We start from the raw sequence: 19,389 nt of genomic DNA on the forward strand, positions 1-19,389 counted from the left end.
CGCCGCAGTTGCCGCGGGGAAGGTGCGGCCTCAGTGCAGCAGGATGACGGTGGCCAGGCCGAGGAAGCTGAAGAAGCCGACCACGTCGGTCACCGCGGTCACCACCACGCCGCCGGCCACCGCGGGATCGACGTCGGCGCGCTTCATCGCCAGCGGCACCAGCACGCCGGCGAGCGCGGCCGAGGCGAAGTTGATCACCAGCGCCGCGGTGATCACAAGACCCAGCATCCAGTCGCGGAACCAGGCGAAGGCGACCAGCCCGACGAAGCCGCCGATCAGCAGGCCGTTGATCAGCGCCACGCGCACTTCCTTCCACAGCAGCAGGCGCGCGTTGCTCGCGCCCACCTGGCCCAGCGCCAGGCCGCGCACCATCAGGGTCAGCACCTGCATGCCGGCATTGCCGCCGATGCCGGCGACGATCGGCATCAGCACCGCCAGCGCCACGATCTGCTCGATCGTCGCCTCGAAGCGCCCGATCACCGCGGCGGCGAGGAAGGCCGTGGCCAGGTTCACGCCCAGCCAGACGATGCGGCCGCGCACGGCGCGCTTCACCGGCGAGAACAGGTCCTCGTCCTCGTCCAGGCCGGCGGCGCCCAGCGCCTGGTGCTCGGCCTGCTCGCGGATGATGTCGACCACGTCGTCGATGGTGATGCGGCCGAGCAGCACGTTGCCCTCGTCGACCACGGGCGCGGACACCCAGTCGTGGTCGGAGAACTGGCGCGCGACGGACTCCGCCGACTCGCCGGCGTGGATCGCGGTGAGTTCGTCGTCGATCAGCTTGTTGACCGGGGCGCCCGGTTCGCTGGTGACCAGCTTCTGCAGCGCGACCCAGCCCAGCAGCTGGTGGCGGCGGTTGACCACGTACAGGTGGTCGGTGTTCTCCGGCAGCTCGCCGCGCAGGCGCAGGAAGCGCAGCACCACGTCGACCGTGGTGTCCGCGCGCACGGTCACCACGTCGGGGTTCATCAGGCGGCCGGCGGTGTCTTCCTCGTAGGACAGCGCCTGCTCCAGGCGTTCGCGGTTCTCGCGGTCCATCGAGCGCAGGATCTGCCCGGTGACGGCCTCGGGCAGGTCCTCGACCAGGTCGGCGAGGTCGTCGATGTCGAGGTCTTCGACCGCGGCGACGATCTCGTCGGGATCCATGTCGGCGATCAGGCTTTCGCGCACCTCGTCGCCGACGTGCACCAGCACCTCGCCGTCGTCCTCGGCATCGACCAGGCCCCAGACCACCATCCGGCGGTCGGGCGGCAGCGATTCCAGGAGGTTGCCGATCTCGGCCGGCGCCAGCGTGTTGATCAGCCGGCGGACGGGGCCCAGGCGGCCGCTGTCGAGCGCATCCGACAGCAGTCGCAGCTGGCGCGCGGTCTTGTCGTGGCGGACGGCTTCGGCCATGGATCTTCCGGTGGGCGCGTCGCGCGACGGATGCGCGACAGGGTCAGGCGTTCATGCGCGCATTATCGCCCGCGCGCCCGGCGCTGCCCAGCCCGTGCGCTCGTTCAGCGGCGCAGTCGCGCGAGCATGCGGCGTGCCGCGCCGAGCACGCGGCTGGCGGGCGTCGCGTCGAGCTGCGCCTGCAGCGCGTGCAGTTCGCCATACAGCCGGCGCACGTGGCCGTCGCGGCGCGCGAGCAGCTCGTGCAGCGTGGCCATGTCGGACGCGTCCAGCACGTGTCCGGCCGCGAGGTGGGACGGCAGCGGGCGGTCGACGTAGACCGTCGAATGCGCGGGTGCGGCTTCGTCGGCGGGCCGCTCGCGCGTGTAGAAGTACAGGGCCACCGACCGGCGGCTGAGCGACTCCCTGCCCGCGGGCAGCCGGATCGGCGGGAACCCGTGCCAGCTGTGCTCGGTGGTCTCGAAGATCACGCAGCGGTTGTACGCTGGCGCGATCGCGACCACCTCGTCGTTCTCCGGATCATGCGGGTCGCGCCGCAGTTCCAGCGCTCCGCCCCAGGCCGCGTCCCACTCCGGGTTGAGGTAGACGATCAGGTTCAGCCGTCGATGCCAGCCGGTGGCAGGGTGGTGGTTGAAGTCGATGTGGGTGTCGAGCGCCTGGCCATCGCGGTTGTCGTGCGTGCCGCCGCCGAAGTAGTCGGGGTCGTAGAGCAGCCCGTCGATGCCGGTCAGCCGTTCGATCAGGCCGAGGAAGGCCGGCGTCTGGATGCAGGCGTCGAGCGCCGCGTACGCGCCGCCAAGGCCGCGGATGCGCTCCACCGTCGACTTCCCGCCGGCGACGCCGTCCTCGTTGAGGGCGTTGCCGCGATCGAAACCCGGGAAGCGCGCGAGCAGGTCGTGCACGAACGCGGGCGCGAAGAAGTCCTCGACCACGCAGTGGCGGAACGGGCGCGCGCCGATGAATCCGGCGCGGATCGAGTCCGCGTCGGCCACCACGTGCGGGGCGACCACGTCGCGCAGGGCGTCTGTGCGGCTCATGGTTCTCCGGTGCTCCGGGCAAGCCAGCGGGCGATGCCGGCGTGGTCGCGTGCGCGCAGCAGCTCGGGCAGGTGTGCGCGCAGGCCGGCCAGGTCCTGCGCCCGCACCGCCTGGCGCACTTCGAGCAGCGTGCCCGGATGCAGGCTGAACTCCTCGAGCCCGAGCGCGAGCAGCAGCGGGGTGAACACGGCGTCGCCGGCCATCTCGCCGCAGACCGCCACCGGCTTGCCGTGCGCGCGGGCGGTGCCGATGACCTGGTGCAGCAGCAGCACGACCGCCGGATGCAGGGGGCTGTGCAGGTCGACCAGGGCATCGTTGCCGCGGTCCGCGGCCAGCAGGTACTGCACGAGGTCGTTGGTGCCGATCGACATGAAGTCGAGCAGGTCGATCATCGCCGGCAATGCGATCGCCGCGGCCGGGACCTCGATCATCGCGCCGAGCGGGATGCCCTCGGCGACCGCATGGCCTTCCCGGCGCAGGCGCGCGGCGACCGTGCGCAGCAGGCGGCGCGCCGCCAGCACCTCCTCGCGCCGCGCCACCATCGGCAGCAGGATGCGGATCGGCCCGTAGCCGGACGCGCGCAGGATCGCGCGCAGCTGGGTGGTGAACACGTCGCGCCGGCGCAGCGCCAGGCGCACGCCGCGCACGCCGAGCGCGGGATTGGGCTCGTAGGGCAGGGCCAGGCCGCTGCCGTCGGCCTTGTCGGCGCCGACGTCGAGCGTGCGGATGGTCGCGGTGCGCCCGGTCATGCCCAGCACCAGGTCGCGGTAGGCGACGAACTGCTCCTCCTCCGACGGCAGCTCGTTGCGCTGCAGGAACAGGAACTCGGTGCGGTACAGCCCGACGCCCGCGGCGCCGAGCGCGTGCGCCTCGGCGACGTCCTCGCGCGTCTCGGCGTTCGCGTACAGGCGGATGTCGACGCCGTCGAGGGTGCGCGAGGGTTCGCGCCGCAGGCGGTGCAGCTGGCGGCGCTCGCGCTTGCCCTCGCGCACGCGCTCGCGGTGCGCGCGCAGGTCGTCGGCGTCCGGATCGACGATCACCAGGCCGGTGGCGCCGTCGATCATCACCACGTCGCCGTCGTTGACCAGCGACAGCGCCTGCGGCGAACCGACCACCAGCGGCAGGTGCAGGCTGCGCGCCAGGATCGCGGTATGCGAAAGCATGCTGCCGCCCGCGGTCACGATGCCGAGCACGCCGCGCGCGTGCAGGCGTGCGACCTCGGACGGCGCCAGGCTGTCCGAGACCAGGATCTCGCCGGCCACGCCGCTGACCTGCGCGTCGTGGCGGTGCAGCGCCGAATGGATGCGGCCGATGACGTGGTCGATGTCCTCCACGCGGCTGCGGAAGTAGGGGTCGTCCATGCTTTCGAATACCGCCGCCAGGCGGTCGCGCTGCACGCGCAGCGCGAAGTCGGCGCCGTGCAGCTCGTTCGCGATCAGGCCGTCCAGGCCCTGCAGAAGCTCGGGGTCGTCGAGCAGCAACGCGTGCAGGTCGAGGAACTCGCCGACCTCGTGCGCCAGCGCGCCGTGCAGGCGCGAGCGCAGGTCGCGCAGTTCCTCGCGCACCATGTCGATCGCCTCGTGCAGGCGCGCGACCTCGGCCGCGGCCTGCCCGGGCGCGATGCGTTCCTCGGCCACCTCCAGCGCATGCGGCTGGCGCACGCGCGCGCGCCCGAGCGCGTTGCCCCGCGAGGCACCGTGGCCGGGGAACTGCCGGCGCATCAGCTGTCCTCGTCGAATCGCCGCTCGAACAGCGCGCTGACGGCCTCGGCGGCCGCGGCCTCGTCGGCGCCCTCGACACGCAGGGTCACCGCGGTGCCGGCGCCGGCGGCGAGCAGCATCACGCCCATGATGCTCTTGGCGTTGACCTCGCGTCCCTTGGCGGTCAGGGTCGCGTTGACGTCATGGCCCGAGAGCAGCTGCACCAGCTTCGCGGTGGCGCGCGCGTGCAGGCCCAGCCGGTTGGAGACGACGAGTTCGCGTTCGATCATGGCCGGCGTGCCTCATGCGTCATCGTGCAGGACTCCGTTGCGCGCGCCAGCGGCAGCCACCGCCGGCAGCGCCTCGAGCGGAAGCTCGGGATAGTTCAGGACCCTCAGCAGCATCGGCAGGCTGAGCGCGGACACGCGCCGGACCGGAGTGCCGAGCTGCGCCAGGCGCGCGGCGAGGTTCGCCGGCGTGGCGCCGTAGAGGTCGGTCAGTACCAGCACGCCCTCGCCGCCGTCGGCGCGGCGCAGCGCGGCACTGGCGGCGGGCAGGGCGGCGGCGGGGTCGGCGTCGTAGGACATCTCGAACACTTCCACCTTCAAGGGCAGCGTGCCCAGCAAGCGGCCCGCCACCGCGGCGAGCGCGGTGCCGATACCCAGGTGCGTGACGAGCAGGATTCCGACGGCCATCGGGACAAATTACCAGAGCCGCATGACGGTCCGGAAGCGCCGCGTGCGCGCGCGGCATCGTTTCCGGACTTCAGTCGAGTTCTCAGTCGAGTTCGCGGTGGTGCGTGGCGACCTCGTTCCAGCCCTGCCGGCGCGCGTGGGCGGCCGCGGCTTCGGCGAGGTAGACCGAGCGGTGGCGGCCGCCGGTGCAGCCGAAGGCGACGGTCACGTAGCTGCGCGTGGACGAGTCCATGCGCGGCAGCCAGGCATCGAGGAATGCGTTCACCTGGCGCAGGAACTCGCCGACGTCGGCCTGTTCGGGCGCTTCGAAGTAGTCGCGCACGGGGCCGTCGCGGCCCGACAGCGGGCGCAGCCGTGGGTCCCAGTGCGGATTGGGCAGGGCGCGCGCATCGAACACGAAGTCCGCGTCCGGCGGCAGTCCGCGCCGGTAGGCGAAGGATTCGAACAGCAGCGACAGCGACGAGTCCATCGCCAGGCCCAGTTCGGTCAGCACCCGGTGGCGCAGCTGGTGGACGTTGAGCTCGCTGGTGTCGATGGTGACGTCGGCCAGCTGGCGCAGCGGACGCAGCACCTGGCGCTCCAGCGCGATGGCGTCCGAGAGCGCCAGGCCCAGCCGCGTCAGCGGATGGCGGCGGCGGGTGTCGGCATAGCGCTTGAGCAGGACGTTGTCGGCGGTGTCGAAGAAGACCAGCTTCGGGTCGAAGCCCAGGGCGCCCACCGCCGACAGCCACTCGGGCAGGTTGGCGAGGTCGCCGCGGCTGCGCACGTCGATGCCCACGGCGAGCTTCTGCGAGGCGCGCTCGGGATGGGTGGCGCTGCGCACGAAGTCGGGCAGCAGCTCCGCCGGCAGGTTGTCGACGCAGTAGAAGTCGAGGTCCTCGAAGGTGTTGAGCGCGACGGTCTTGCCACTGCCCGACATGCCGCTGACGATGACCAGCGCATTGCTGGCGGCGGTCGCGGTCGCGGTCGCGTCCGCGGGCGCGTCCGTGTTCGCGGGCGTGCTCATGCCGTGCCCCGTTCGAGGAAGTGCGAGTGGCGCGCGAGAAAGGCCGCGGCGGGATCGACGCCCTTGGCGCGCAGCATGTGCACGCGGGTGGCGGCTTCGGTCAGGACCGCCAGGTTGCGGCCGGGCATCACCGGCAAGGTGATCATCGGCACGTCGAGTTCGAGCACGCGCCGCGAGCCGAGGTCGCCGGTCAGCCGCACCATGCCGCTGGCATCGCTCGATTCGCGGCTGTCCTCGGGGCGCGCCAGGTGCACGATCAGGCGCAGGTACTTGTTCCGCTTCACCGCGGTGTCACCGAACATCTCGCGGATGTTGAGCACGCCGAGGCCGCGCAGTTCGAGCAGGTCCTGCAGCAGCTCGGGACAGGTGCCATCGAGCACGTCCGGCGCGATCTGCGCGAACTCCGGCGCATCGTCGGCGACCAGCCGGTGTCCGCGGGTCACCAGCTCCAACGCGAGCTCGCTCTTGCCGGTGCCGGATTCGCCGGTGATCAGCACGCCGATGGAGTAGATCTCCATGAACACCCCGTGCAGGGTGGTGCGACGTGCGAGGGCGCCGGCCAGGTGGTACTGCAGCACGCTGTAGAGCTCGTGGCCGCGGCGCGGCGAGGACCACAGCGCGATGCCCGATTCCTCGGCCATCTCGATCAGGTCCTCGGGGCAGGACTGGCCTTTGCTCACCACCAGCGCCAGCGGCCCGAACTGCAGGATCTTCTCCAGCGTCTCCCAGCGCTGCCGCGGCTCCAGGCCGTCCAGCCAGGCCAGCTCCTCGGTCCCGAGGATCTGCACCTTGTTGGGATAGATGATGTTGAGGTAGCCGGCCAGCGAGGGCCGGCGGGCCACGGTATCGACCGCCTCGAGCTGGCGGGCGGCACCGGACTGGCCGGCGACCCAGCGCAGCGCGAGGCGCTCGCGCAGCTGTTCGTAGAGTTCGCGGGCGGTGATCGCGGCGTTCATGCGCTCACGTCGAGGCGCAGCAGCAGCGCACGCAGCGCGGTGATGTCGCGGGCGGCGCGGACCGCGTCGCGGAAGCCGGGGTCGGCGAACTGGCCGGCGAGCTCGGACAGCGTGTCCAGGTGCTGCTGCGCATGGCCCTGCGGCACCGCCATCGCGAACACCAGGTCGACCGGCTGGCCGTCGTGGGCGCGGAAGTCGACCGGCGCGGCCAGCCGCAGGAAGGCCGCCACCGGAACGCGGCAGGCGGCGGTATGGCAGTGCGGGATGGCCACCCCACGGCCGATGGAGGTGCTGCCGATGGCCTCGCGTGCGCGCAGGCCGTCGGCGATCGCCTGGGTCCAGTCCGGCGAGCCGCCGCTGAGCAGGCGGGCGGCCGCGTCCAGCACCTGGTCGCGCCCGCCCGGCTCCACGACCTGCACGATGCGCGCGGCCGTGAGCAGGTCGGTATACGGCATGACGTCGTGCTTCCGTCGCGGCCGCGGGTCAGCCGAACTCGCCGTCGCGCACCGGGTTCCCGCCGCGGCGGTGCTGGTCGATCATCTTCTTCTTCTCCTTCACCAGCATCCGGTCGAGCTTGTCGGCCAGGAGATCGATCGCCGCGTACATGTCGACCGCGCGCGCATCGGCGTGCAGGGTCTTGCCGCCCACGCTGAGCGTGGCCTCGGCGACATGGTCGGGCTTGTCCAGGCTCAGCTGGGTGCGGACCTGCAGCGGCGGATCGTAGAGCCGCGAAAGCCGGCCAAGCTTGGTCTCGACGTAGTCGCGCAGCGCGGGCGTGACATCCATCTGCTGGCCGTGGGTCTCGATGAGCATCGCAAACCTCCTCTCTCGTGGGGTCCACAGCATCGCCCATGGCGATGTCGCGGTTGTCACGGACAGGTTAACCCAGCCCCCGGAGGCCGGGAAGCGGCGGGGCGGTGCTCAGGCGATGCGCACGCGGTCGTGCGATGAAGGGATGTTCAGGGCTTCGCGGTATTTCGCCACGGTGCGCCTCGCGACCGGCACGCCGCCGTCCTTGAGGCGTTCGGCCAGGCGCGCGTCGGACAGCGGCTTGCGCGGGTCCTCGGCCTCGACCAGGCGGCGGATCATGTCCTGGATCGCGGTGCTCGAGGCCTCGCCGCCGCCGCCGGTGTCGATGCCCGAGGCGAAGAACGCGCGCAGCGGCATCGTGCCGCGCGGCGTGTGCACGTACTTGCGCGCCACCGCGCGCGAGACGGTGGACTCGTGCATGCCGATCTGCGCAGCCACCTCGCGCAGGGTCAGCGGGCGCAGCGCCTTGTCGCCGAACTCGAGGAAGCCCGACTGCTCGCGCACCAGGCAGTGCACCACCTTGAGCAGGGTCTCGCCGCGCGCCTCGATGTTCTTCAGCAGCCAGCGCGCCTCCTGCAGCCGTCCGCGCAGGTAGCCGGCGTCGGCCCCGGCCGCGTGCTGCAGCATCTGCTCGTAGCCGCGGTGGATGGTCAGGCTGGAATGGCGGCCGCCGGCCAGCGCCACCTTCCACATGCCGCCCTGGCGGGTGATGACGCAGTCGGGCACGACGTAGGTGTCCTGCGGCATGCCGCCGATGCGTGCGCCGGGGCGCGGGTCGAGTCCGCGGATCAGGTGCAGGGCGGTGACCGCGTCTTCCAGGCTGCAGCCAAGCGCGTCGGCCATTCCGGCTTCGCCCAGCCGCGCAAGCCGTTCGATCAGCGTCGACACCGCGCGCCGCGCGATGCCGCGCCCGGGCGTGTCGCCGGGCAGCGCGTCGAGCTGCAGCAGCAGGCACTCGCCGAGGTCGCGCGCGCCGACGCCGGTCGGGTCCAGGCCCTGGACGCGGCGCAGGACCAGCGCGATCTCGGCCTCGCTGCAGTCCAGTTCCGGCGCCAGCGCTTCGGCGATGGCCGCCAGCGGCTCGCGCAGGTAGCCGTCGTCGTCGATGGCATCGACCAGCGTTTCGCCGATGGCAAGTTCGCGCGGGGAAAGATGGCTGAGGTTGAGCTGCCAGGTGAGGTGGTCGCGCAGGGTTTCCGACTGGGCGATGCGTTCGGACGCGTCGCCATCGGGATCCTCGCCGCCGCCGCGCCCGCTCTCGGCCCAGGCCACGTCGCGGTGGTCGTCCCACGGGTCCTCGTGGGCCCCGGTGCGTTCCTCGTGTCGCGTCTCCGCGGATTCGCCATCCGTGCCCGGCGCATCGCCAGGCGTCGGAACCGGCGCCGAGTCGTCCCACTCCAGCAGGGGGTTGCTCTCGACCGCGTCGCTGATCTCGGCCTCGAGCTCGGGCATCGACAGCTGGAGCATGTGCAGGGCCTGGCGCAGCTGTGGCGTCAGTACCAGTTGCTGTCCCAGCGATGTCTGAAGGCGAGGCTTCACGACGTTCCCCTGTCGACGGGGACGTGCCCCCGGCTCACAGCCGGAAGGAATCCCCGAGGTAGACCCGGCGCACGTCCGGATTGGCCAGCAGCGCGTCCGGAGCCCCCTGCGCGAGCACGCCACCATCACTGAGGATATACGCGCGGTCGCAAATGCCCAAGGTCTCGCGCACGTTGTGGTCGGTGATCAGCACGCCGATGCCGCGGTTCTTGAGGTGGCGCACGATGCGCTGGATCTCGCCGACCGAGATCGGATCGACGCCGGCGAAGGGTTCGTCGAGCAGGATCAGCCGCGGGCGCGCGGCCAGCGCGCGCGCGATCTCGACCCGGCGGCGCTCGCCGCCGGAGAGGCTGGCACCGGCCTGGCCGGCGACGTGCGCCACCTGCAGCTCGTCCATCAGCGACGCGAGTTCGGTCTCGCGCCCCTTGCGGTCCAGGTCCTCGCGCAGCTCGAGCACCAGCATGATGTTGTCGGCCACGCTCAGCTTGCGGAACACCGACGGTTCCTGCGGCAGGTAGCCGACGCCGAGGCGCGCGCGGCGGTACATCGGCTCGCCGGTGATGTCGCGGCCGTCGAGCACGATGCGGCCGGCGTCGGCCGGCACCAGGCCGACGATCATGTAGAAGCAGGTGGTCTTGCCGGCGCCGTTGGGGCCGAGCAGGCCGACGACCTCGCCGGCGTCGAGGGTCAGCCCGAACTCGCGCACCACCTCGCGCTGCCGGTAGCTCTTGCGCAGGCCCTCGGCGACCAGCATCAGTTGCCGCCCTGGCCGCCGGTGCTGGCCCCCTTGGGCAGGATGCGGGTGCGGATCTGCTGGCCGTCCTGGCCGCCGCCCTGCACGCGGCCGGTGGCCATGTTGTAGACGATGCGGCCGCCGGCCATGGTGCCGCGGCCGGGCTGGTTGAGCTCGGCATTGCCGGTGAAGACCACGGTCTCGGTCTGCAGGTCGTAGTCGACGTTGCTGGCGCTGGCGTCGATCGAGCCGCCGTCGTCGAGCTCCTGGGTCAGGCGCACGGGCGCGCCGGTGAGGATCACGCGCTGGATGTCGCCGCCGCCGCGGCGGACGTCGGCCTTGGCCGCGCGCACGTCGAGCGTGCCCTGGACGATGCGCACGTTGCCGGCGAACACGCAGGGGCCGCCGTCGTCGGCGAGCATGCAGTCCTGGGTGTTGGACGTCAGGTCCATCGGCTGGTTGCGGTCGCTCGACTTCGCCCACGCGGACGGGGCGGCCAGGGCCGCGGCCAGGGCGAGGAGCGTCGTGAGGCTAGCGGCGCGTGGGGACATAGCGGGTCTGGACCTTGGAAGTGAGCTGGAAGCGCTTGCCGGCCAGGTCGGCTTCCATGCCCGTGCCCTGCATTGTAGTGCCGGGCTGGGTGATGGTCACGGCGGCATCGGTGCGTGCGCGACGCTGCTCCGGGAAGACCTGCAGGGCGTCGGTTTCCATGCGCATGGCCCGGCCGCCGGCCGGGTCGGAGACGGCGACGACGCTGCCGTCGAGCCGCATCTCGCTGCTGTCGGCGCTGATCCAGCCGGCGTCGCCGCGCAGGTCCCAGTAGTACTCGCCGCCTTCCTCGGGCAGCAGGAACACGGGTTCGCGCAGCGACAGGGTTTCATCGGCGGGGTCGCGCTGCAGCCAGGGCGCGCGGAGGGTGAAGGCTTCCTGCCCGCGGCTGTCGAGCGACACCAGTTCGAAGTCCTCGAGCACGTAGTCGGAGCGGTCGCTGGTGGCCAGGGCGTCCGGCTCGTCGGCGCCCTGGCGCCAGGCCGACCAGCCGCTGGCGATGGCGGCCACCAGCAACACCAGGATCAGCGCACCGCGCCAGTTCACTGGCCTGCTCCGGCCGCGTCGGCAGCGATGCCGGCGTCGCCGCGTGCCGCCAGCACGAGGTCGCAGAATTCGCGCGCCGCGCCCGCGCCGCCGCCAAGCGACGACTGCCAGTGGACGCTGGCCAGGATCGCAGGATGCGCATCGGCAGGCGCCGCGGCCAGGCCGGCGGCGGCAAGCACCGCGAGGTCGGTCAGGTCGTCGCCCATGAACGACACCGCGTCGGCGTCCAGGCCCAGGCGCGTGCGCAGCCCTTCGACGCAGGCGAGCTTGTCCTTGACGCCGGTATGCACCTCGACGCCGAGGTCGCGCGCGCGGATCTCGGCCGCCGCGCTGCTGCGCGCGGTGATGAAGGCCACCGCGATGCCGGCGCGGCGCAGCAGCGAGATGCCGAGGCCGTCGTGGACATGGAAGGACTTGCTCTCGGTGCCGTCGCTGGCGATATGCAGGCGCCCGTCGGTCAGGGTGCCGTCGACGTCGAAGCAGGCCAGGCGGATGCGCGCGGCGCGCGCGCGCAGTTCGGGAGGCGGGGAGGGCGGGTAGGCGGGGCGCATGAACGCGGGATCACACCACGCGTGCGCGCAACAGGTCGTGAATGTTCAGGGCGCCAACCACGCGGCCCCCGTCGTCCACGACCACGAGGCCGCCGATCTTGTGCGCCTCCATCAGCTGCGCCGCCTCGACCGCAAGCGCGTCGGCGCCGATGGTGCGCGGGCTGCGCGTCATCACGTCGGCGATCGGCGCGGTGCGCACGTCGATGCCCGCGTCCAGGCTGCGGCGCAGGTCGCCGTCGGTGTAGAGGCCCAGCAGGCGGCCGTCGTCGTCGACGACGGCGGTCATGCCGAGCATCTTGCGGCTGATCTCGGCCAGGGCCTCGCTCACGGTCGCGCTGGCCGGCACGCGCGGCACGGCATCGCCGGTGTGCATGACGTCGGCGATGTGCAGCAGCAGGCGGCGTCCGAGCGCGCCGGCCGGGTGCGAGCGCGCGAAGTCGTCGGCGGTGAAGCCGCGCGCCTCGAGCAGGGCCACCGCCAGCGCGTCGCCCATGGCGAGCGAGGCCGTGGTGCTCGCGGTCGGTGCCAGGTGCAGCGGGCAGGCCTCCGCCGGCACGCTGACGTCGAGGTGCACGGCGGCCGCGCGCGCCAGCGTGGAGCCGGGGCGGCCGGTCATCGACACCAGCGCGTTGCCCTGGCGCTTGAGCACCGGGAGCAGCTGCAGCACCTCGTCGGATTCGCCCGAGTAGGAGAGCGCGAGGACCACGTCGGCGTCGGTGACCATGCCCAGGTCGCCGTGCCCGGCCTCGCCCGGATGGACGTAGAACGCCGGCGTGCCGGTGGAGGCGAGGGTGGCGGCGATCTTGCGCGCGACATGGCCGGACTTGCCCATGCCGGTGCAGACCACCCGGCCGCCGCAGGCCAGGAGCAGGGCGCAGGCGCGCGAGAAGTCGCCGTCGATGCGGGCCGCGACGGCGGCCAGGCCCTGGCATTCGATCTCGAAGACCCGCTGGCCGCTGGCCGCGAAGTCGTGCGCGACGGGCGCGCTGGCGGGGTGGTCGTTGCTTCCGGGCATACCGGGCCGGACCCTTTTCCGTTAGGCTAACCGGTTCATCTTACGCGGATTTCTCCCCGCTCCCCCGGTTTTCCAGGGCGGCCGGGAGGCCGCCTCATGTGCCCTTCATGACCTGGACGAGCCGCCTTGGACGCAGACACCATCCGTAAACTCATCGAGCAGGGGCTGCCTGGCGCCGAGGTCGACGTGCGTGGCGACGACGGCGTGCACTTCGAGGCCGTCGTGGTCCACCCGGACTTCGCCGGCCGGCTGCCGCTGGCGCGCCACCGCATGGTTTACGCCACCCTGGGCGCGCTGATGGGCAACGAGATCCACGCGCTCGCGCTGCGCACCCTGACCCCCGACGAGCACCGGCCCGCCTGATGCAGAAGATCGCGGTGGTTGGCGGCGTGGCCCTCGAGGGCGACGTCCGCGTCTCCGGCGCCAAGAACGCCGTCCTGCCCATCCTGTGCGCGACCCTGCTGGCCGACGAGCCGGTGGAGATCGGCAACGTCCCGCACCTGCATGACGTGGTGACCACGGCGCGGGTGCTGGACGGCCTCGGTGCCGCGGTCACGCATGACGCGGACGGGAGCCACGTGCTCGTCGATCCGCGCGGCGTCGACAGCCACGTCGCCCCCTACGAACTGGTGCGCACGATGCGCGCGTCGGTGCTGGTGCTCGGTCCGCTGGTCGCCAGGCACGGTGCGGCCGAGGTCGCGCTGCCGGGTGGCTGTGCGATCGGGTCGCGCCCGGTCGACCTGCACATCCGCGCGCTCGAGGCGCTGGGCGCGCGCATCACCGTCGAGCACGGCTTCATCAACGCCCGCGCGGGTCGCCTGCGCGGCGGCCATGTCGTCTTCGACATGGTGAGCGTGGGCGCGACCGAGAACGTGCTGATGGCCGCGACCCTGGCCCAGGGCACCACGGTGATCGACAACGCCGCGCGCGAGCCGGAAATCGTCGACCTCGCCGACTGCCTGCTGGCGATGGGCGCCGACATCGAGGGCGCGGGCAGTTCGCGCATCGTCGTGCACGGCGTCGACCGGCTGCATGGCGCGCGCCACGAGGTGGTGGCCGATCGCATCGAGGCCGGGACCTTTCTGGTGGCCGGCGCCATCACCGGTGGCCGCGTGACCATCACCCACGCGCGTCCGGACACCATGGACGCGGTGCTCGAGCGGCTGACCGCGGCTGGCGCCGACATCGGCATCGAAGGCGACCGCATCACCGTCGACATGCGTGGCCGCCGTCCGCGCGCGGTGGACATCAGCACCGCACCGCATCCGGCGTTCCCCACCGACATGCAGGCGCAGTTCATGGCGATGAACTGCATCGCCGAGGGCGTGGCGACCATTGACGAGACGATCTTCGAAAACCGCTTCATGCACGTCAACGAGCTGATGCGGCTGGGTGCGGACATCCACATCGAGGGACACCGCGCAACGGTCACCGGCGTCGAGCGCCTGAGCGGCGCGCCGGTCATGGCCACCGACCTGCGGGCCTCGGCCTCGCTGATCCTGGCCGGGCTGGTGGCCGAGGGCGAGACGGTCATCGACCGCATCTACCACCTCGACCGCGGCTACGAGCACATCGAGCGCAAGCTGTCCGGGCTCGGCGCCAGGATCAGCCGGATCGACTGACCGCGGGCCGGTCGCCCGCGGTCGACCGCGGTCAGTTGACCGCGGTGAGCTTCAGGTCGATGTGGTCCTTGCCGTCGCGGCGCTGCAGCACGCGCGCCGGCACCGGCAGGCCATCCACCACCCAGGCGATGATTTCGCGCTTGCCGTCGCGACGCACCACGCGGGTGGCGGCATGCGACTTGTCGCCGACCTGGATCTGTTCGGTCCCCTCGACCTGGAAGCGCTGGCGCTTGACGCGCCCGTCTTCCACGAGGCGGTAGTCGAGCGGCTTGCCGGCGGCGACGTCGCGCACCAGCACGAGGTTCATCAGCATGCCGTCCAGGTCGCCGGTGCGCAGCTTGACCGGACCCGCGCGATCTTCCTTCACGTCACCGGTCCAGCGCGCTTCGCCCTGCTGCCAGTCGTAGTCGGCGGTGACGCTCTTGCGCTTGACCAGCATCGCGGCCAGCCCGCTCGTGCCGCGCTGGCTGTCCACGCTCTTCAGCGGGCGCCACTGGTCGCCTTCGACCTCGAACACCGTGCTCTGGGCCAGCTCCGCGCCCATGCCGCCGATGTCGATGCGGTATTCCCAGCGGTCCTTGCCGGCGCTGGCCAGGCTCATCTTCGCCGTCGCCTGCATGCCCATGTAGTTCGCCTGGTAGTCGGCGCTGAAGGGCTTGATCGCAAGCGCCGGCGCGGAGGCCAGCGCGAGCAGGGCGATCGCGGCGGTCGCCGCGACGCGGCTTCGGAACAACGTGGTGTCCAACATCTAGTGAGCTCCTTCGTATGCGACCAGGCGCAGGTCGATGGCGTCTTCGCCGTTCTCGCGCTGCAGGATCCGGATGGGCGTGGGCACGCCGCGCGCCACCCAGAAGATGGTTTCATCATTGCCGCCATTGGTCCGTGAAACACGCATGGCGTCGTACGAGAGGCCGTCGACCTCGACGTACTCGGTGGCGTCGGCCACGGCGTACTGGTGGTCGCGCACGCGGCCACCATCGACGAAGCGATAGCGGAGCGCGCGTCCCGGCGCGGCGTCGCGCACGATGGCGAGGTTGATCAGCAGTCCGCTCTTGTCGCCTGCGCGCAGCGCGACCGGCTGGCGGCGTGCGTCCTTGAGGTCGCCGCTCCACTGCGCGACGCCGGACGTCCAGTCGTACACGCCCTCGATGTGCCGGCCCATGAACAGCGCCTTGCGGCGCGTGTCCTGGCGCAGCGGCCGGTAGTCGCCGCCGGCCTCGTCGAAAACGGTGCCCTGGTCGATGTCCAGCCGGACCCAGCGCGCCAGGCCCCGGTTGCCGGTGACGTCGAGGTCGATCCGCCACAGCCTGCCTTCGCGCGCCAGCCGCATGGTCGCGGTGCCTGCCTGCTTTCCACCGTTCCATGCGTCGTAGGTGGCGACGAAAGGTGTCAGCACGGGCTGCGGATCCGCGGCCTCGCTGGCAGCCGCCGCCGGGGCGCCGGGCACGCTACCGCCCGCTTGCGCCGGCTGCTGCACGGCCGACATCGTCCCGCCGGCGGCCAGCGCGGGCAGGACGGTGAGCGCGGCAACGAGCGCAATGGACAGGAGGCGGGGGGCGGTGTTCATACCGCCGGGATCATGACAACAGGCGGTTGGCTGCCAGCTGAAGAGGTGCGCCCAGTGGCTGGCCGTCGAGTTCGACGGCATCGTCGCGCAGGGTGATGCGACCGGCGCAGAGCAGCTGCAGGCTGCCCACGAGCAGCGGATGTTCGGTGTCGAGCACGCGCGCTGCCAGCGCCTCGGCGTCATCGCCGTCGTGCACCGGCACCCGCGCCTGGGCGATGACCGGCCCGCCATCGAGGTCGGCGGTGACGTAATGGACGCTGGCCCCGTGTTCCCCGACGCCGGCGGCCAGCGCGCGCGCATGCGTGTCCAGGCCCTTGAAGTCGGGCAGCAGGGACGGGTGGATGTTGATGATGCGGCCCGCCCAGGGCGTGAGCGCCGCCGCGCCGAGCAGGCGCATATAGCCCGCGCAGACCACGAGGTCCGGCTGTACCGCCGCCACCCGTGCGAACAGCGCGGCGTCGAACTCGTCGCGGCCCGCGTAGTCGCGCGGACGCAGCGCCGCGGCCTCGATGCCGGCATCGCGCGCACGCTGCAGCGCGTGCGCTTTCGCACGATCGCTGAACACGCCAGCCACGCGTGCGTCCAGGCGGCCGTCGGCGATCGCGTCGAGGATCGCCTGCAGGTTGCTGCCGCGGCCGGAGGCCAGCACGGCCAGCCGCGGCGTGCGCTCCGCCACGGCGATCAGCCGATGCGCACGCGGGCGGCGGCGCCGCGCGCGGGCACCACGGTGCCGATCGTCCGGTGTGCGAGCGAAAGCGCGTCCAGTGCGGCGGCCACAGCGCCGGCGCGCGCCGGGTCGACCACCAGCACGAAGCCGAGGCCGCAGTTGAAGGTGCGCCACATTTCCTCGCGGGCCACCGCGCCTTCGCGCTGCAGCCAGTCGAACACCGCGGGCAGCACCCACGCCGAGGCGTCGATCTCGAGGGCGAGGCCATCGGGCACCACGCGGATGATGTTCTCGGTCAGGCCACCGCCGGTGATGTGCGCCATGGCGTGGATCGAGCCGCCCTCGGCACCGCGCAGCAGTTCCAGCACCGGCTTCACGTACAGCGCGGTGGGCGCCATCAGCGCGTCCTCGAGGCGAACGCCGTCGAGGTCGGTGTCGCCGGGGCGGCCGGCGCGGTCGTAGATGCGACGGATCAGCGAGTAGCCGTTGGAATGCGGTCCGCTCGAGGCGATGCCGATCAGCACGTCGCCGGCGGCGACGCGGCCACCGTCGCGCAACTCGGACTTCTCCACCGCGCCCACGGTGAAGCCGGCCAGGTCGTACTCGCCGGGGCCGTACATGTCGGGCATCTCGGCGGTCTCGCCGCCGATCAGCGCGCAGCCCGCCAGCTCGCAGCCGCGGGCGATGCCGCCGACCACGGCCACCGTGGTGTCGATGTCGAGCTTGCCGGTGGCGAAGTAGTCGAGGAAGAACAGCGGCTCGGCGCCCTGCACCAGCACGTCGTTCACGCACATGCCGACCAGGTCGATGCCGATGGTGTCGTGGCGGCCCAGCTGCTGCGCGAGCTTCAGCTTGGTGCCCACGCCATCCGTGCCCGAGACGAGCACGGGCTCGCGGTACTTGCCCGACAGGTCGAACAGCGCGCCGAAGCCGCCCAGGCCGCCCATCACTTCGGGGCGGAAGGTGCGCTTCACCAGCGGCTTGATGCGTTCGACGACTTCATTGCCCGCGTCGATGTCGACGCCGGCGTCACGGTAGGTCAGCGGAGTGGGGCTGGTCACGATGGCTCGCCGGCGCATGGAAACGTTCATTTTAGCAGTCCCGCGCCCGTCTTCATGGACGCGGCGCGGCCCGTGCGGCACCATTCCACGTTGTCATGCTCCAGGGAACGACGATGCCCAAGGCGTTGCTGCTCACGCTGATCCTCGCGCTGCTGCCTGCCGGCTGGGCCCAGGCCCAGCGCGTCGAAGGCGACCGCGCGGGCGCCAGCGGCCTGTACGAGGCCGAGGTGGCGGTCGGCAGCCAGACCGAATCGGCCCGGCAGTCGGGCTACCAGCGCGCGCTGGCGCAGGTGCTGGGCAAGCTGTCCGGCGATGCCGGCGTGTCGCGGCGCCCGGGCGTGGCCCGCGAGCTCCGCCGCGCGGGCGATTTCGTCGAGCACTCCGACTACCGCCAGGACGAGGGGCGCTCCGCCGCCGGTTCGCCGACCTACACCACGACCCTGGTGGTGCGCTTCCGCAAGGACGATGTCGACGGCATCGCCGGCGCGCTCGGCCTGCCGGTGTGGCCGGAGCCCAGGCCCAAGCCGGTGCTGTGGCTGGCGATCGACGACGGCACCGGGCCGCGCCTGGTCGCCGTGGGGCAGAACAACGTCGCCAGGCCGGTGCTCGACCGGGCGCAGGAGCGCGGCTTCCGCCTGGGCCTGCCGGGTGGCAGCGCCGCCGAGCGTGCCGCCGTCGGCGCGATCTGGCGCGGTGATTCGGCCGCGGTCGCGCGCCTGTCGGCACGCTACAACCCGCCGATGCAGCTGATCGGCAAGCTGTACCGTGCCGGCGGCGGCTGGAAGGCGGACTGGACCTTCGTCGACAACGGCCGGGTGCTGGCCACATGGTCCGAGGAGGACACGCAGGCCCGACGGGTCATCGCCTCCGGCGCCGACGGCGCGGCCAACGCCCTGGTGCGCCGCTATGCGAAGGCGAGCCCCGTGGGCCAGCCGGGCGTCGAGCACATCGTCGTCACCGGGATCAACAGCGCCGACGACTACGTGCGCCTGGCGGCCTGGCTGCAGTCGACTTCGGTGGTGCGCGGGGTGCGGCCGCTGCGGGCCACGCCCAACAGCATCGAACTCGAACTGGACCTGCTGACCGGCCTGGCCGGCTTCCGCCGCGTGCTCGACGGCTCGGTGCTGGTGGAGTCGGGTGCCAACCTCGACGGCCTGCCGCCCGAGTTCCAGCTGCGCTGAGGTCCGTGATGGAGCGTCCACCGGTGGCGGCGCCCCGCCGCGGCGGCGCGTGAGCCGGCAGCTGCCGCTGGCGCTGCGCTATCCGCCGGACCAGCGTTTCGACACCTTCGTGGGCGCGCCCGCTGGCGCGCTCGCGCAGCTGCGGGCGCTGGCTGCCGGCGACGGGGACTGGCTGTACCTCGACGGCGGTCCGGGGACCGGCAAGACCCATCTGCTGCTGGCGGCCTGCGCCGAGGCCGAATCCCGGGGCGCCAGCGCCGTCTACCTGCCGATGGCCGCGGCCGTGGGCCGCCTGGCCCTGGCTCTGGATGGACTGCAGGCGATGCACCTGGTCGCGCTGGACGGACTCGAGGCGATCGCCGGCGACCGCGGCGACGAAGTCGCGCTGTTCGATTTCCACAACCGCGCGCGCGCCGCCGGCGTCGCCGTGCTCTATGCCGCTGACGCAGCTCCGGCCGCGCTGCCGCTGGGGCTGGCGGACCTGCGCTCGCGCCTCGCGCAGTGCGCCCGCATCACGCTGCAGCCGCTCGACGACGCCGGGCGCGCCGAGGTGCTGCGGTTGCGCGCGCGCCGGCGCGGCCTGCAGTTCGACGAGGCCGCGATCGGGTGGTTGCTGAAGCGTGCGGGGCGCGACCTGGCCGGGCTCACCGCCCAGCTCGACGCCCTGGACCGGGCTTCGCTGGCGGCACAGCGCCGGGTGACGGTGCCGTTCCTGCGTGAAGTCCTGGGAAGCGCGGGCGGCTGAGGCGGCCCGCGCGGACG

23 protein-coding genes are annotated in these 19,389 nt (G+C 72.3%); 4 read left to right on the forward strand and 19 right to left on the reverse strand.

Annotated elements, in window-relative coordinates; all coding sequences use genetic code 11:
- Positions 1–30: 30 nt before the first annotated feature.
- The 15 genes from mgtE to JGR68_RS03005 form a co-directional block, all read right to left on the reverse strand.
- Positions 31–1,392 (reverse strand): magnesium transporter, encoded by a 1,362-nt coding sequence (mgtE, locus tag JGR68_RS02935; RefSeq protein WP_199360391.1) that lies wholly within the window; start codon positions 1,390–1,392, stop codon positions 31–33.
- 104 nt (positions 1,393–1,496) lie between these two features.
- Positions 1,497–2,429 (reverse strand): 2OG-Fe(II) oxygenase, encoded by a 933-nt coding sequence (locus JGR68_RS02940; protein WP_199360393.1) that lies wholly within the window; start codon positions 2,427–2,429, stop codon positions 1,497–1,499.
- Positions 2,426–4,150: a phosphoenolpyruvate--protein phosphotransferase gene (gene ptsP / locus JGR68_RS02945; RefSeq protein WP_199360395.1), complete on the reverse strand. Its 1,725-nt coding sequence runs from the start codon at positions 4,148–4,150 to the stop codon at positions 2,426–2,428. Before ptsP ends, JGR68_RS02940 begins: the two co-directional genes overlap by 4 nt.
- Positions 4,150–4,419 carry an HPr family phosphocarrier protein gene (locus tag JGR68_RS02950; RefSeq protein ID WP_199360397.1) on the reverse strand — a complete coding sequence of 90 codons (270 nt, stop codon included), beginning with the start codon at positions 4,417–4,419 and terminating at the stop codon, positions 4,150–4,152. The genes ptsP and JGR68_RS02950 overlap by 1 nt, the downstream gene beginning before the upstream one ends.
- 12 nt (positions 4,420–4,431) lie before the next feature.
- A complete protein-coding gene (locus JGR68_RS02955) occupies positions 4,432–4,824 on the reverse strand; it encodes a PTS fructose IIA subunit family protein (protein ID WP_199360399.1) in 393 nt (130 codons plus the stop codon).
- Positions 4,825–4,906: 82 nt separating this feature from the next.
- Positions 4,907–5,830: an RNase adapter RapZ gene (gene rapZ, locus JGR68_RS02960; RefSeq protein ID WP_199360402.1), complete on the reverse strand. Its 924-nt coding sequence runs from the start codon at positions 5,828–5,830 to the stop codon at positions 4,907–4,909.
- Positions 5,827–6,786: an HPr(Ser) kinase/phosphatase gene (gene hprK / locus JGR68_RS02965; RefSeq protein WP_199360404.1), complete on the reverse strand. Its 960-nt coding sequence runs from the start codon at positions 6,784–6,786 to the stop codon at positions 5,827–5,829. The genes rapZ and hprK overlap by 4 nt, the downstream gene beginning before the upstream one ends.
- Positions 6,783–7,241, reverse strand: a complete 459-nt coding sequence (locus tag JGR68_RS02970; protein ID WP_199360406.1) for a PTS sugar transporter subunit IIA — start codon at positions 7,239–7,241, stop codon at positions 6,783–6,785. Before JGR68_RS02970 ends, hprK begins: the two co-directional genes overlap by 4 nt.
- Before the next feature lie 28 nt (positions 7,242–7,269).
- Complete coding sequence (raiA, locus tag JGR68_RS02975) at positions 7,270–7,599, reverse strand: ribosome-associated translation inhibitor RaiA (RefSeq protein WP_199360408.1); 330 nt, start codon at positions 7,597–7,599, stop codon at positions 7,270–7,272.
- A 108-nt stretch (positions 7,600–7,707) separates the two neighbouring features.
- Positions 7,708–9,135 (reverse strand): RNA polymerase factor sigma-54, encoded by a 1,428-nt coding sequence (locus JGR68_RS02980; protein WP_199360411.1) that lies wholly within the window; start codon positions 9,133–9,135, stop codon positions 7,708–7,710.
- A 34-nt stretch (positions 9,136–9,169) separates the two neighbouring features.
- Positions 9,170–9,889 carry an LPS export ABC transporter ATP-binding protein gene (gene lptB / locus JGR68_RS02985; RefSeq protein ID WP_199360413.1) on the reverse strand — a complete coding sequence of 240 codons (720 nt, stop codon included), beginning with the start codon at positions 9,887–9,889 and terminating at the stop codon, positions 9,170–9,172.
- On the reverse strand, positions 9,889–10,419 hold the full coding sequence (gene lptA / locus JGR68_RS02990) for a lipopolysaccharide transport periplasmic protein LptA (protein WP_199360415.1): 531 nt from the start codon (positions 10,417–10,419) through the stop codon (positions 9,889–9,891). Before lptA ends, lptB begins: the two co-directional genes overlap by 1 nt.
- Entirely contained in the window at positions 10,400–10,963 is a 564-nt protein-coding gene (lptC, locus tag JGR68_RS02995) for an LPS export ABC transporter periplasmic protein LptC (protein WP_199360417.1), read from the reverse strand. Before lptC ends, lptA begins: the two co-directional genes overlap by 20 nt.
- Complete coding sequence (locus JGR68_RS03000; RefSeq protein WP_199360419.1) at positions 10,960–11,514, reverse strand: phenylphosphate carboxylase subunit delta; 555 nt, start codon at positions 11,512–11,514, stop codon at positions 10,960–10,962. Before JGR68_RS03000 ends, lptC begins: the two co-directional genes overlap by 4 nt.
- 10 nt (positions 11,515–11,524) lie before the next feature.
- Positions 11,525–12,529 (reverse strand): KpsF/GutQ family sugar-phosphate isomerase, encoded by a 1,005-nt coding sequence (locus tag JGR68_RS03005; RefSeq protein WP_199360421.1) that lies wholly within the window; start codon positions 12,527–12,529, stop codon positions 11,525–11,527.
- A 126-nt stretch (positions 12,530–12,655) separates the two neighbouring features.
- Between JGR68_RS03005 and JGR68_RS03010 the strand changes: the two genes are divergently transcribed.
- Both JGR68_RS03010 and murA read left to right on the forward strand, forming a co-directional pair.
- Positions 12,656–12,892: a BolA/IbaG family iron-sulfur metabolism protein gene (locus JGR68_RS03010; protein ID WP_199360423.1), complete on the forward strand. Its 237-nt coding sequence runs from the start codon at positions 12,656–12,658 to the stop codon at positions 12,890–12,892.
- Positions 12,892–14,151: a UDP-N-acetylglucosamine 1-carboxyvinyltransferase gene (murA, locus tag JGR68_RS03015; protein ID WP_199360425.1), complete on the forward strand. Its 1,260-nt coding sequence runs from the start codon at positions 12,892–12,894 to the stop codon at positions 14,149–14,151. Before JGR68_RS03010 ends, murA begins: the two co-directional genes overlap by 1 nt.
- 31 nt (positions 14,152–14,182) lie before the next feature.
- Here murA and JGR68_RS03020 read toward each other — a convergent pair whose 3' ends face one another.
- From JGR68_RS03020 to purM, 4 genes are read right to left on the reverse strand one after another with little or no spacing between them, the layout of a single operon-like run.
- Positions 14,183–14,884: a DUF3108 domain-containing protein gene (locus JGR68_RS03020; RefSeq protein ID WP_234446570.1), complete on the reverse strand. Its 702-nt coding sequence runs from the start codon at positions 14,882–14,884 to the stop codon at positions 14,183–14,185.
- Positions 14,885–14,899: 15 nt separating this feature from the next.
- Entirely contained in the window at positions 14,900–15,718 is an 819-nt protein-coding gene (locus tag JGR68_RS03025) for a DUF3108 domain-containing protein (RefSeq protein ID WP_199360430.1), read from the reverse strand.
- Between the two features lie 10 nt (positions 15,719–15,728).
- Entirely contained in the window at positions 15,729–16,394 is a 666-nt protein-coding gene (purN, locus tag JGR68_RS03030) for a phosphoribosylglycinamide formyltransferase (RefSeq protein WP_234446571.1), read from the reverse strand.
- Between the two features lie 5 nt (positions 16,395–16,399).
- A complete protein-coding gene (gene purM, locus JGR68_RS03035; RefSeq protein WP_235974015.1) occupies positions 16,400–17,428 on the reverse strand; it encodes a phosphoribosylformylglycinamidine cyclo-ligase in 1,029 nt (342 codons plus the stop codon).
- A 131-nt stretch (positions 17,429–17,559) separates the two neighbouring features.
- On the opposite strand from purM, the gene JGR68_RS03040 reads away from it, so the two are divergent.
- Together JGR68_RS03040 and hda are read left to right on the forward strand one after the other, a co-directional pair.
- On the forward strand, positions 17,560–18,627 hold the full coding sequence (locus JGR68_RS03040; protein WP_199360433.1) for a DUF2066 domain-containing protein: 1,068 nt from the start codon (positions 17,560–17,562) through the stop codon (positions 18,625–18,627).
- Positions 18,628–18,676: 49 nt separating this feature from the next.
- Complete coding sequence (gene hda / locus JGR68_RS03045) at positions 18,677–19,372, forward strand: DnaA regulatory inactivator Hda (RefSeq protein WP_199360435.1); 696 nt, start codon at positions 18,677–18,679, stop codon at positions 19,370–19,372.
- The last annotated feature ends 17 nt before the right edge of the window (positions 19,373–19,389 follow it).

It is taken from the genome of Luteimonas sp. MC1750 (assembly GCF_016615955.1).
GTDB lineage: Bacteria > Pseudomonadota > Gammaproteobacteria > Xanthomonadales > Xanthomonadaceae > Luteimonas.